We start from the raw sequence: 12,629 nt of genomic DNA, 5'->3' as shown, positions 1-12,629 counted from the left end.
ATTACTTTTCGGTATGAAGAGAAAGTTTCTCCCCACATTTGTGACAGAAAACAGCATCCTTGGGCAGGTGGTCTTCCCCACAATGAGGGCATTTTTTGTGGATACTATATTTCTCTCGCATGCGAGTATATTCAGAGGTAACGATGCCCGTAGGAACAGCGATAATACCATATCCCAATATCATAATGATGGAAGCCATAATTTGTCCGAAGGTAGTAGTAGGCACCACATCGCCATAGCCAACGGTGGTGAGTGTTACAATACACCAGTAAATACTACGAGGAATACTGGTAAATGCTTTGTCATGAGGCTCTATCATATACATAAGAGCTCCTAAAATCACACAAAGCACTAGTACAAAATAGATGAAAACAAATATTTTGGTTCGACTACTCTTTAAGGCTCTTTTTAGCTCATTTGCCTGTTGGGTGAACTGTACCAAATCCAAAATACGAAAGATACGTAGTAACCTGAGAATACGAATAATAGAAAGAAATTTGGATTCTTCAAAGAAGAATGAAAGGTACATAGGAAGAATAGAAATTAGGTCAATAATACCATAAAAACTAAAAATATATCTTCTTTGGTTGGGTGCACAGATAATACGTAATAGGTACTCTATGGAGAAAAAGAAGGTAATAATCCATTCCAAAACAACTAATAAAGTGTGTATCCTATCGTCCACCCTCTGTATACTCTCAGAAATAGCTAAAAAGGCACTTATTAGAATAAATCCAAGAAGAATAAGGTCAAATAGTTTTCCTAAGAAAGTATCTCTCCCATAAATAATGGTAAAAGCCTTTTCTTTTAGAAGTTCATATTTGGATTTTAACAGTTTTTTCATCTGAAATAAATAAAAAATCCAATGGAAAGTTCTTTCCATTGGACTTAATCTTGAGTTACTTAACAATATTCATCATAAGCAGCTTCCAAATTCTCAGCAATTACCTCTGCGAAACGACCTTCTATATGATGACGCTCAAGCATGTGAACCAATTCACCATCTTTGAAGAGAGCAATACTTGGAGATGAAGGAGGAAAAGGAAGCATATAATCCCGCATTTGTGCAGTAGCTTCTGTATCAAAGCCTGCAAAAACCGTTACTAAATGGTCGGGTTTTTTAGCGTGGTTTAAGCTCAAAAGAACTGCAGGACGGGCATTCCTTGCCGCACAGCCACATACCGAATTCACTACCACAAGGGTAGTACCAGTGCGCTTAATAGCCTCATCTACAGCTTCTGTAGTGTGGAGTGATTCAAAGCCTACATTTTCAAGCTCCGCTATCATAGGAGCTACTATCTCAGGTGGATACATAATTTTTAGTATTATTTTTATTCGTGGGGCAAAGATACGAAAAATAATGATGAATGGTTAATGATTAATGACTAATTTTGTCCAAGAAATAATCTATACCAAAACGTGTAGAATTAGAAAAAAAATTGTACTTTTGCCTAAGAAATCTGTTAAATGAGATTTTATGAGGAAGCTATTTTTCTTTCTGTTGTTTCTACCCTTGTGGGTTGGAGCACAGGATTTTGAGTATTGGGGAGGAAGGGCAGCCTTTACTCATACCAATCGTTCCCATAACTTGGGTTTTGTAGGGGTGTCTCTCAATACGGAGTATAACTGGGTAAGCCGCTCGCTCTATGCAGGAGTGCACTTGGGTTCACAGAACAGCCTTACTGAGGACGGGCGGAAACAGTCCAAAATGGAAATAGTACCAGAGATAGGGTACGAGTGTAACCTTATTATCTTAGGATTGGGTGCCTCGCTCAATACCCATGCCATCCAGCCACGTATAGGTTTTTCCTTTTTCAATATTCATCAGGCCTATGTGGGGTATTCAATTCCTTTCCGCCACGATGCAGTCTTCAAAGGGCTGACCTTTACGCTGGTGCTTAATCTCTCTAATGCAGAAAGCAGTAATGATCTTAGACTGTGGTAATTCAAGAAAATTTCACAACAAAATAAATATAAATTAATGAACCAAGAAATAAAACTCAATACCATAGAAGAGGCTATTGAGGACATCAAACAAGGGAAAATCGTCATCGTGGTAGATGACGAAAACCGTGAAAATGAAGGGGACTTTATCGCTGCTGCTGAAAAGGTAACTCCCGAAATGATCAACTTTATGACCCAGTACGGACGTGGTTTACTCTGTGCACCTTTGTTGGAGAAGCGTTGTAAGGAATTGGGATTGGATATGATGGTGGAGAACAACACTGTGTTACACCATACCCAATTTACCGTTTCTATAGATCTCAAGGGAGAGGGGTGTACTACCGGAATTTCCGTATTTGACCGCGCTAAAACGATTAAGGCACTGGTAAAGCCTGAGACAAAGCCAGAGGATTTTGGTCGCCCAGGACATATATTTCCGCTTAAGGCTAAGGAAGGTGGGGTACTTCGCCGTACAGGTCACACCGAAGCAGCAGTGGATTTGGCACGCTTGGCAGGACTGAAACCTGCAGGGATTCTCATTGAGATTCTCAATGAAGATGGATCTATGGCTCGCCTACCACAACTCGTGAAAGTGGCTGAAAAACATCATCTTAAGATTATTTCCATAGAGGACTTGATTGCCTACCGTATGCGTCATGATAGCCTTATTGTAAAGCGAGAAGACTTTTCTATAGATACCGACTTTGGACAATTCCGCCTACGTGCATACGAACAAACTACTAATGGACAGATTCATTTGGCTTTCACTAAAGGAACTTGGAGTAAGGATGAAGCAGTGCTCACTCGTATCCATGCCAACTTTATTAGCAATGATATCTTGGAACTTTTGCGTAAAAGAGACAACGAACTCAATCGTATCTTCCAGCAGATAGACGCTGGGGGCAAGGGTGCTTTTATTGTCATCAACCAAGGGGGCTATTCTCAAAATCTCCTTCATCGTATCCAAGCCATTAAGGCTGCTCAGGAAGGGAAACCAGCACCTTCGCAAACTCCTACTTCTCAGATGAAAGATATAGGAATAGGTGCCCAGATTCTGATAGATCTTGGCATTTCCCGAATCAAACTCCTTACCAATTCCGAACCTTCTCACTATGTAGGGATGTCGGGCTATGGCTTGGAAATTGTAGACTATGTAAGCTATTAAGATGAAAATAAAACAACTTCTTTTCTGGGACAAAGACACTATAGGGGATTTCTTTCCCTTGACTTTTACCCGCCCATCGGCTGAGTTGCGTGCGGGTATCTTGACCTTTGCCGAGCGCTGGAAATGGCTCTTGGGAATAACACAAGCCTCTTACCACACTGCGGATTACCTCCAAGAAAAGTACCCTTATACAGAGGTATCGGAAGAGGATACCCTCTCTATTTATGCTAATTTCTTGCCTACGTCCCGCCTTTTAGAACAGTTAAGATCTCTTAGGGTAGGGGAGGCTATTACTTATCAAGGGAGAATGTTGGCTTTTGTGGGAAAAAGTATTACACTTTCATCTATACCTCCTATAGAGTGGGAAGAGCCTTTGCTACTTTTTGAAAAACCTACTGATCTTTTTACTTATAACGATAAGACGATAGATTTTGATTTTGAGCTACTTACTAAAGGACGAACTTCTTCACCTCTTTCACCAACGAATGGCTTTTTGGGAGACAGGGCAAATCTTTTTATAGAGGAAGGTGCCAAGGTAGAGTTTGCCACACTCAACTGTCAGAAAGGAAAGATCTACATAGGCAAGGATGCCGAAGTGATGGAGGGCAGCCACTTGCGTGGGTCTATCGCCCTCTGCCAGCATGCTACTATAAATATGGGGGCTAAGCTCTATGGAGCCACTACCATAGGTCCTTATAGTAAGGTAGGCGGTGAGATAAGCAACTCGGTTATTTGGGGTTACTCCAACAAGGGGCATGACGGTTTCTTAGGCAATTCCGTACTGGGGCAATGGTGTAACTTGGGGGCTGATACCAATGTCTCCAACCTCAAGAATACCTATAATACTATACAGCTATGGGACTACCAGAAGGGCGACTATACTTCTTCAGGCTTGCAATTCTGTGGGATACTGATGGGTGACCATTCCAAAACGGCTATTAACACCCAACTCAACAGTGGTACTACCATAGGGGTCTTTGCTAATCTTTTCTCTGCAGGATTTCCGAGCAAGTATATACCTAACTTTGCTTGGGGTACCTCCTCTGAGAAATACCGTTTGGACGAGGCTTTTGCGGTAGCCGAGCGTGTTATGGCACGTAGAGGTATCACTTTTGACGAGAAGGAACAGCATATACTTCAGTGGTTGTTTGATAATCAATAGGTATTATTATCCCCTTGTAGGTATACAAAACTTACAAGGAGATTTTATGAGTACCCTACAGTCCTGCCTCCTAAATAATCATGAAATACTTTTCCTATCGCTGTTTCTCCAAAATCAGAAAGGAAAAATAGCGAAAACACGAGGAAAAAACAAAGAGATAACAACTCTAATACATTTAGGAATATAAAAAATCGCTTCATAATACTTTTATTTTGTGTGCCCCCTTGTTATTCTAATCTTATTGTGCCATCTGGTAACTTTTCAATTATAAAAAGCCAAAAAACTCTTCCTGATAACAAATAAACTAAAAGAAGTTTTTTTAAATAAAAATTCCTCTAAAGAAATTGAATATTCTTTAGAGGAATTGATTTTTTAGTTTATAAAAGAATATTTTCTATCGCCTTACAAAAACCTTTATTAAAGGAGTTTCTTTACCAGTATTCCCTTTTTTATATTCAGAAAGGGTAAGTTTTTTCCCTGATATAGTTATTTTAGGTTCAGCATTAGTATTGGAATTGTATCCGTATTTAACTAAAATAGCATTGCCCGAAATGGTATAAGTACCTACTTGTTTATTAGAAGGGGTACAATTACCATCTGTTCCTGCATATTCAGTTTTGGTATATTCAGTATCTGTAAAAACTATTTTTGATTCCTTAGCACAATTACTAATGTGATAGGAGGTATCTCCAAAAGTTACACTTTCTAAATACCAAGTACTACCGACAAGGTCTTTAGGATCAAAATTATCTGATTTTCCACAAGACATTACAAAGAAGGCTATAGCTACTAAAACGGCTTTAAAAATATTTCCCATTTGCTTTATTAATTCAATGATGCAAAAATACAATATTACCTTTCTTATTACCTTATAGTATTGTTAAATATTTATCAAACTTTCCCTAATAGAATGTATCACTCCGTTGATGTGAACTTAAAGGATCGTACCATGAAGAAAAAGAGGACAAAATTAGTAGAAATATAAAAGAATACTCCAAATATAGATGTCTTTACTTCACTACTACCGTTTTGATATTGGCAAATTCTGATACACCAAAATGAGAGAGTTCGCGACCATAACCTGAGTGCTTGATACCGCCAAAGGGCAAATGCGGATCGCTGATGAGCATTTCGTTAATATATACTGCTCCTTCGTCAAAGCGAGGGGCTTGTGATTTTACAAAATCTACATTCTGGGAGAAAATGGATACTCCTAAACCGAAATCAGATTGATTGCTCAGGGCAATCGCTTCTTCAAAATCTTGGAAGGTAGTAATCACTGCTACAGGTCCAAAGGTTTCTTCCCTGAATACTCGCATGGTAGGAGTAACACCAGTAAGGACAGTAGGGGCATAGAAAGCACCTGTACGCTTGCCCCCACAGCGTAGGGTAGCGCCTTCGGAAAGGCTCTGTTTGACCATTTCTTCTATTTCTATAGCCAAGTCTTCCCGTGCCATAGCACCTATTTCGGTATTAAGGTCATACTTGTCGCCTTGCTTGAGGGCTTTGACCTTTTCGGTAAAGGCGGCTGTAAATTCCTCGACGATGGATTCTTGCACTAAGATGCGCTTACCAGCAATACAGCTCTGTCCTGCGTTCTGCATACGGGCATTGACAGCTGTGGCAATGGCCTTGTTAAGGTCGGCATCTTCACATACGATAAAGGCAGCACTGCCACCGAGTTCTAAGACGGATTTCTTTAGGTACTTACCTGCAGATTGTGCCACTGACCTACCTGCAGGTTCGCTTCCGGTGAGGGTAACACCTTTGATAGCAGGGTGAGCAATGATGGCTTCTACGTGTTTACTGGGCAAGGTCAAGTTCTTATAGATAGGAAAACCTAAGCTCTCATCAAGGAAGACTTCTTCCAACAAGGCAGCCGTGGTAGGGACATTGGAGGCATGCTTTACGGCCAATACATTTCCCAAGAGTAGGTTGGGAATAGCTACACGGAATACTTGCCAAAAAGGGAAGTTCCACGGCATGACGGCCAAGAGTACTCCTAAGGGATCTAAGCGTACATAACTCTCTGTCCAACTACTCTGTAAGGGTTGTGGGCGGAGAAAATCATCAATATGAGTTAGGTAATAATCACAGAGGGTTGCACACTTCTTAACCTCGGCAATGGATTGTGCTAAGGGCTTATTCATATCAGTGGTAATAGCCTTGGCGTACTTCTCTGTATGGCTCAAGAGCTTTTTCTTGATACGGCTGATAGTCTCTTTTCTTAAAGCTAAGGATTGCATTCTCCAAGTATGGTAAGCGCTCTCCATCTCGCTTACGATGGTAAGGGATTTTTCTAACATCTTTGTAATGGTTTGGTTAAAACAAATGACAAATCTCTTCGGAAATTAGAGAGATTTGTCATTTATCACTTGTTACTTGTTACTATTCATTATTCACTATTTGGGTAGTTCCTTATATCCCATATTCCAAAGTGCAAAAGATTGTTCATCAGCATGTTGCTCAATAGATTTGCTTATAGGAGTTCCTGCTCCATGTCCTGCATTAGTTTCTATACGAATGATAACAGGGACATTCTTACAGGCTTGTTTTTTCTGCAACTCAGCGGCAAACTTGAAGCTATGGGCAGGTACCACACGGTCATCGTGGTCGGCAGTGGAAACCATAGTAGCTGGATAGCATACTCCGTCTTTTACATTGTGAACTGGAGAGTATTTGAGTAGATAGTCAAACATCTCTTTGCTATCATCGGAAGTACCATAGTCATAAGCCCAACCTGCGCCTGCAGTGAACTTGTGATAGCGAAGCATATCCATTACCCCTACATCAGGAAAAGCAACACGCATTAGGTCGGGACGCTGGGTCATCACGGCTCCTACCAATAGACCTCCGTTGGAAGCTCCTTTGATAGCCAATTTCTCTTTAGAGGTGTATTTCTCTTTGATAAGGTATTCAGCAGCAGCAATAAAGTCATCAAATACATTTTGTTTTTTGAACTTAGTACCGTCGTCATGCCATTTTTTACCATATTCACCACCTCCACGGATGTTAGCAGTGGCATATATTCCACCATTATTCATCCATACTGCGATGCTTACACCAAAATAGGGATAAGTAATAATATTGAATCCGCCATAACCATAAAGTAGAGTAGGGGCAGTACCATCAAGTTTGGTAGTTTTCTTGTAAGTAATAGTCATAGGTACTTTAGTACCGTCCTTAGAGGTATAGAATACTTGTTTAGACTCGTACTCATCTGAATTGAAAGCGATGGATGGTTTCCAGTATTGGGTAGTTTCCCCACTTTCCAAATTGAGTTTGTAGATACTTGTAGGAGTATAAGTATTGGTAAACCAGAAATAAGTATCTTTTTGATCATCTTTGGAAGAGAATCCACCTGCTACTCCTATGGAGGGGAGTTTAATATCACGAATGAACTTACCTGAGAAGTCATATTGTTTTACTTCGGTAAGGGCTGCTACGGTATATTTGGCAAGGATATAGCCGCCTGCAGTGGTGATGTCCAATACATTTTCATTTTCAGGGATAAGGTCTCTCCAGTGTTCAGGAGTTGGAGTCTTTACATCGGTAACCACTACTTTCCCGTTAGGTGCATTAAGATTAGTGAAGAGGTAAAGTTTGTCTCCCTTGACATCAATCACAGAAGTATCGGAAGAATAGTCGTTAAGGATTGTTACCAAAGGTGCTTTAGGATTTTTCAAGTCCTTGATGAAGAGCTTATTACCAGAAGTAGCATCAGCACCAAAGATAATAAGGTATCTCTGGTCATCGGTTACATAAGCATCGGTATAGCGGTTCTTTTCTTCAGGAGTACCTCCGAAGATGAGTACATCTTCTTTTTGAGAAGTGCCTAACTTATGGTAATATACTTTATTCTGGTCGGTCTTTTCAGAGAGTTCACTACCTTTTGGTTTGTCATAAGAAGAATAGTAGAAGCCTTCGTTTCCTTTCCAGTTACCACCACCAAATTTCACATCTACAATGGGGTCGCCTATTTGTTCTTTGGTCTTGGCATTGAGAACAATCGCCTTTTTCCAGTCGCTACCTGCCTCTGAGATAAGGTAGCATACTAAGGAACCATCTTTGGAAAAGTTGATACTCGCCAAGGAAGTTGTTCCGTCAGCAGCGAATTTGTTAGGGTCGAGGAATACCTCTTCGTTGCCGTTTTTATCTTTGCGATAAAGGACACTCTGGTCTTGCAGGCCGTTATTACGATAGTAGTAAGTATAGTCTCCTTCTACGAAAGGAGCACCTGACTTCTCATAATTCCAAAGTTTTTCTAATTGTTCTTTAATTGTCTTGCGATAAGGAATTGTATTGAGGTAATCAGCAGTGAATTGACTCTGTGCCTTCACCCAAGCTTCCGTCTCGGCACTTTTGTCATCTTCGAGCCAGCGATAAGGGTCGGCTACTTTAGTGCCAAAGTAATCATCTTCTACAACTTGTTCTTTGGTGGGAGGATAATTGAATTCTTTCATCTCTTTCGTTTCAGTAGGTTTGGTATTGTTGTGACAAGCGGAAAGAACGAGTACACAACCCAATGGAATAAAAAAACGTCTCATAGATATAATAAATTAAATGTTCTGTTAGCTTTCAAAATTTTGTTTAACTGCTACAAATTTACGAATATTTTTTGAAAGACACTTAATAAAAATTAGTAATATTGATAAAATAGGAAAATATATTGCATATCATTATATTAGAAATGTAATCTAATATGAAAAAAGTATAGAGTAAAAGGTAAAAAGTAGTATATTTATTCCCTTCTACCTTTTACCTCTTGTTTATTTGCTATTGGGGAGATCTTTATAACCCATGTTCCAAAGAGCAAAGGATTGCCAATCTGCCATCTGGTCAATAATCTTGCTTACAGGAGTTCCGGCTCCATGTCCTGCATTTGTCTCTATACGGATGAACACAGGATTTTTGCATGATTGTTTACTTTGAAGTTGAGCTGCAAATTTGAAGCTATGAGCGGGTACTACACGGTCATCATGGTCTCCTGTGAAAATAAGGGTTGCAGGATAGCAAGTACCTTCTTTTACATTATGAACAGGAGAGTAACCTTTTAGGTACTGGAACATCTCTTTACTGTCATCAGAGGTACCATAATCATAAGCCCAACCTGCCCCTGAGGTGAATTTGTGATAACGAAGCATATCCATTACCCCTACATAAGGAAGGGCAACACGCATAAGATCAGGGCGCTGGGTCATCACCGCTCCAATGAGTAAGCCCCCGTTAGAGCCTCCTTTGATAGCAAGTTTTTCTTTAGAAGTATATTTGTTATCTATTAGGTACTGGCAGGCAGCAATAAAGTCATCGAATACATTTTGCTTTTTGAACTTAGTACCATCATCATGCCATTTGGTACCATATTCTCCACCTCCACGAATATTAGCCACAGCAAAGATACCTCCATTATTCATCCATACCGCATAAGTAACAGCAAACCAAGGCGTATAGCTAATGTTAAATCCGCCATATCCATAAAGGGTAGTAGGAGCCGTACCATCTAAAGGAGTTCCTTTTTTATAGGTAATAATCATAGGTACTTTGGTACCGTCCTTAGAAGTGTAAAATACTTGCTTAGATTCAAAATCATTAGGATTGAAATCCATCTTTGGAGTCCAATAAAGTTCTGTTTCTCCACTTTCTAAATGTAGTTTGTAGATGCTCAGAGGAGTATAGTAGTTCTCAAAGGTAAAATAGGTGTCCTTATCTTCTTCATCGGCGGAATCTATGGCAGCAGTACCAATGGAAGGAAGTTCGATTTCTCTGATGAGTTTGCCCTCGAAGTCATATTGTTTTACTTGAGAAATGGCATCTTTCATATAGTGAGCCAAGATATATCTTCCAGCAACTACTGGAGTAAGTACATTATCTGTTTCAGGAATAACATCCCTCCAATTCTCAGGAGTAGGATGCTTAACATCAGTTACGACTACTTTTCCATTAGGAGCATTTAAGTTGGTTTGTAGGTATATTTTATCTCCTTTGATGGAAAGGATAAAAGTATCAGATGAATAGTCATTAAGAATATTTATCAGGGGACTATTGGTTTTTCTAAGGTCTTTGATCCATAATTTTCCTCCAGAGGTAGTTTCTTCTCCGCGAATAACTAAGTAATTCTCATCATTGGATACGTATCCCCCTACAAAACGATTTTTTTCTTCAGGAGTACCTCCGAAAATAAGTTTATCTTGGCTCTGAGCAGTACCTAATTTGTGATAATAAAGCTTATTCTGATCAGTTTTTTCAGAAAGTTCACTTCCCTTGGGCTTATCATAACTACAGTAATAGAAACCATCGTTTTTGTACCAGTATCCTCCTGAATATTTAATGTTTACAATAGTATCTCCTATTTGTTCTTTGGTTTTAGTGTTAAGTACAATAGCTTTGCGCCAATCACTACCTCCTTCTGAAATAAGGTAGCATACTAAGGAACCATCTTTGGAAAAATTTACCTCGGCAAGGGAGGTGGTACCATCAGCGGCGAAGGTATTGGGGTCAAGGAATACTTCTTCTTTTCCTTCTTTGTCCTTGCGGTAGAGTACATTCTGGTTTTGCAAACCATTATTTTTGTAATAATAGGTATAATCTCCTATATCAAAAGGAGCAGTGAGTTCTTCATGATTCCACATTTTTTCCGCTTGTGCCTTTATTTTGTCACGAAATGGAATGGAATGAAGATAGCCAAAGGTTACAGCATTCTGTGCTTTTACCCAAGCTTCTGTTTCAGGGCTTTGATCATCCTCAAGCCAGCGATAGGGATCTATTACCTTTTCACCAAAATAAGTGTCTTCAACATTCTCTTTCTTGGTCTCAGGATAAGTGAACTTCTCCCAGGCTTCTTGAGTTTCTTCTTCTTTCTTGGTATTGTTATTGCAAGCCGAAAGGACAAGCAGGCAACCCAACGGAATAAAAAAACGTCTCATAGATATAATAATTAAATATTTTGTAAGCACATTTGGGTAAAATTCTCTCCAAATTCATTTTCCTATGATAAGGTAATATGAATCTAACAAAGAAAACTTTCTCAAAAGAATGCAACAAACTTACGTTTTTTTTCTAAAATATCTAAGAAAAAATTGAAAAAATTAATGCCTTTCTTTGTCCATATTCAATCTCAAGAAGATAAATAATAACATGGTAAATCCCCATAAACCTGAACCTCCGTAACTGAAGAAAGGAAGCGGAATTCCGATGGTAGGCATTATACCTATGACCATTCCTATATTTACGAAAAAGTGTAAGAAGAATATGGAAGCAACACAATAACCATAAATGCGATAAAATTTGCTCTTTTGGTTTTCAGCTAAGTACCATATTCTAAGACAGAGGAAGGCAAAGAGTAAGGTTACTGTAAAAGTCCCATAGAGTCCCCATTCTTCCCCTAAGGTAGTGAAAATATAATCAGTATGTTGTTCTGGAACAAAGTTGCCTTTGGTAAGAGTTCCTTCAAGAAATCCCTTCCCTGAAAGTCCTCCTGATGAAATAGCTGACTCTGCTTGTAAGGTATTATAAGCTACAGTTTGCCTAAGTGTCTCGCTATCTGTAATCTCATTCTCCAAACGAAGCCAAAGGCTGAATCTGTCTCTATGATGTTGTTTGAATACGTTATAGAATATGAAATTTGCTGAAAAGGAAGTAAGAATACATAAAATAACTAAAAGAGTCATATTCTTATATGGAAAATGCCCCTTGCGCTTTTTGACCCAATAACCATAGAGAGAGGTTAGAAAGGTAAAAAAAGTAATGGTATTGCCTACTCCAAATTTTAAAGTTGTTAAGAAAACAGCTAAAAACAGCAACATGATGAATACAAAAGAAGAACTCATCCCTTCACGATTGAGGGCGAAGATGAAAGAACCATATACAAGGGTACTCCCAGGATCAGGCTGAAGAATAATTAGAACACAAGGAACTAAGATAATTAGTAAAACATTTAGTAAGTCTTTGAAATACCTAATATTTGTTTGTAAATAACTTAGGTGTTTGGCAAAAAGAAGGGCAGTAGCGGTTTTAGCAAACTCTGCAGGTTGTATGGTAATAGGACCTAATGAATACCAAGCTTTAGCTCCATTAATTGTTTTTCCGAAAATGAGAACTCCAGCTAAAAGAAGCATAGCAATAATATAGAAAATCTCTGCTGAATTCTCATAAAAACGAGGTTCTATTGCTAAAATGAAGAGAATAAGAATCACACTAGTACAAACAAAGAATAATTGCTTGGAAGCGTGCTGGGAGAAATCTAACAGATTTGCTGAAGTTTCATTGTATCCAGTAGCATAGATACATACCCAACCGATACTCACTAAAGCAAGATATAATAGGACACTTATCCAATCAAGATATTTTAGCATAGCATAT

The 12,629-nt window shown here is 39.0% G+C and carries 10 protein-coding genes; 3 read left to right on the top strand and 7 right to left on the bottom strand.

From position 1 onward, the window contains the following. Position 1: 1 nt before the first annotated feature. On the bottom strand, positions 2 to 844 hold the full coding sequence (locus VJJ03_RS06250) for an ion transporter (RefSeq protein ID WP_040358434.1): 843 nt from the start codon (positions 842 to 844) through the stop codon (positions 2 to 4). Positions 845 to 903: 59 nt separating this feature from the next. Then, on the bottom strand, positions 904 to 1,314 hold the full coding sequence (locus VJJ03_RS06245) for a BrxA/BrxB family bacilliredoxin (RefSeq protein ID WP_323974472.1): 411 nt from the start codon (positions 1,312 to 1,314) through the stop codon (positions 904 to 906). 163 nt (positions 1,315 to 1,477) lie between these two features. Here VJJ03_RS06245 and VJJ03_RS06240 point away from each other — a divergent pair, with 163 nt between their 5' ends. The 3 genes from VJJ03_RS06240 to VJJ03_RS06230 are packed head-to-tail and all read left to right on the top strand — an operon-like array spanning position 1,478 to position 4,271. After that, the gene (locus VJJ03_RS06240) at positions 1,478 to 1,945 is read left to right on the top strand and encodes a hypothetical protein (protein ID WP_009746042.1); all 468 of its coding nucleotides are present in this window, start codon (positions 1,478 to 1,480) and stop codon (positions 1,943 to 1,945) included. Positions 1,946 to 1,981: 36 nt separating this feature from the next. Further along, positions 1,982 to 3,109, top strand: a complete 1,128-nt coding sequence (gene ribB / locus VJJ03_RS06235) for a 3,4-dihydroxy-2-butanone-4-phosphate synthase (protein ID WP_009746041.1) — start codon at positions 1,982 to 1,984, stop codon at positions 3,107 to 3,109. 1 nt (position 3,110) lies between these two features. Continuing rightward, on the top strand, positions 3,111 to 4,271 hold the full coding sequence (locus VJJ03_RS06230) for a GlmU family protein (RefSeq protein ID WP_323974470.1): 1,161 nt from the start codon (positions 3,111 to 3,113) through the stop codon (positions 4,269 to 4,271). A gap of 394 nt (positions 4,272 to 4,665) precedes the next feature. On the opposite strand, the gene VJJ03_RS06225 is transcribed toward VJJ03_RS06230, so the two are convergent. The 5 genes from VJJ03_RS06225 to rodA all read right to left on the bottom strand — a co-directional run bounded on the left by VJJ03_RS06225 (position 4,666) and on the right by rodA (position 12,622). Further along, the gene (locus tag VJJ03_RS06225) at positions 4,666 to 5,088 is read right to left on the bottom strand and encodes a lipocalin family protein (RefSeq protein WP_323974468.1); all 423 of its coding nucleotides are present in this window, start codon (positions 5,086 to 5,088) and stop codon (positions 4,666 to 4,668) included. Positions 5,089 to 5,281: 193 nt separating this feature from the next. Next, complete coding sequence (locus VJJ03_RS06220; protein WP_323974466.1) at positions 5,282 to 6,577, bottom strand: NAD-dependent succinate-semialdehyde dehydrogenase; 1,296 nt, start codon at positions 6,575 to 6,577, stop codon at positions 5,282 to 5,284. 96 nt (positions 6,578 to 6,673) lie between these two features. After that, on the bottom strand, positions 6,674 to 8,818 hold the full coding sequence (locus VJJ03_RS06215) for a prolyl oligopeptidase family serine peptidase (RefSeq protein ID WP_323974464.1): 2,145 nt from the start codon (positions 8,816 to 8,818) through the stop codon (positions 6,674 to 6,676). Between the two features lie 222 nt (positions 8,819 to 9,040). Further along, a complete protein-coding gene (locus tag VJJ03_RS06210) occupies positions 9,041 to 11,194 on the bottom strand; it encodes a prolyl oligopeptidase family serine peptidase (protein WP_323974462.1) in 2,154 nt (717 codons plus the stop codon). A 162-nt stretch (positions 11,195 to 11,356) separates the two neighbouring features. Continuing rightward, positions 11,357 to 12,622, bottom strand: a complete 1,266-nt coding sequence (gene rodA / locus VJJ03_RS06205) for a rod shape-determining protein RodA (protein WP_009746034.1) — start codon at positions 12,620 to 12,622, stop codon at positions 11,357 to 11,359. Between the last annotated feature and the right edge of the window lie 7 nt (positions 12,623 to 12,629).

Source organism: Capnocytophaga sp. G2 (assembly GCF_035282625.1).
Lineage (GTDB): Bacteria > Bacteroidota > Bacteroidia > Flavobacteriales > Flavobacteriaceae > Capnocytophaga.
The sequence above is the reverse complement of the archived record's forward strand: the minus strand, read 5'-3'. Positions and strand labels throughout refer to the sequence as shown.

Bases quoted from the DNA above. Each gene is read 5' to 3' on its own strand.
- VJJ03_RS06250 (WP_040358434.1), bottom strand. From the start codon at position 844: ATGAAAAAACTGTTAAAATCCAAATATGAACTTCTAAAAGAAAAGGCT.
- VJJ03_RS06240 (WP_009746042.1), top strand. From the start codon at position 1,478: ATGAGGAAGCTATTTTTCTTTCTGTTGTTTCTACCCTTGTGGGTTGGA.
- VJJ03_RS06245 (WP_323974472.1), bottom strand. From the start codon at position 1,314: ATGTATCCACCTGAGATAGTAGCTCCTATGATAGCGGAGCTTGAAAAT.
- VJJ03_RS06230 (WP_323974470.1), top strand. From the start codon at position 3,111: ATGAAAATAAAACAACTTCTTTTCTGGGACAAAGACACTATAGGGGAT.
- VJJ03_RS06220 (WP_323974466.1), bottom strand. From the start codon at position 6,577: ATGTTAGAAAAATCCCTTACCATCGTAAGCGAGATGGAGAGCGCTTAC.
- VJJ03_RS06210 (WP_323974462.1), bottom strand. From the start codon at position 11,194: ATGAGACGTTTTTTTATTCCGTTGGGTTGCCTGCTTGTCCTTTCGGCT.
- ribB (WP_009746041.1), top strand. From the start codon at position 1,982: ATGAACCAAGAAATAAAACTCAATACCATAGAAGAGGCTATTGAGGAC.
- VJJ03_RS06225 (WP_323974468.1), bottom strand. From the start codon at position 5,088: ATGGGAAATATTTTTAAAGCCGTTTTAGTAGCTATAGCCTTCTTTGTA.
- VJJ03_RS06215 (WP_323974464.1), bottom strand. From the start codon at position 8,818: ATGAGACGTTTTTTTATTCCATTGGGTTGTGTACTCGTTCTTTCCGCT.
- rodA (WP_009746034.1), bottom strand. From the start codon at position 12,622: ATGCTAAAATATCTTGATTGGATAAGTGTCCTATTATATCTTGCTTTA.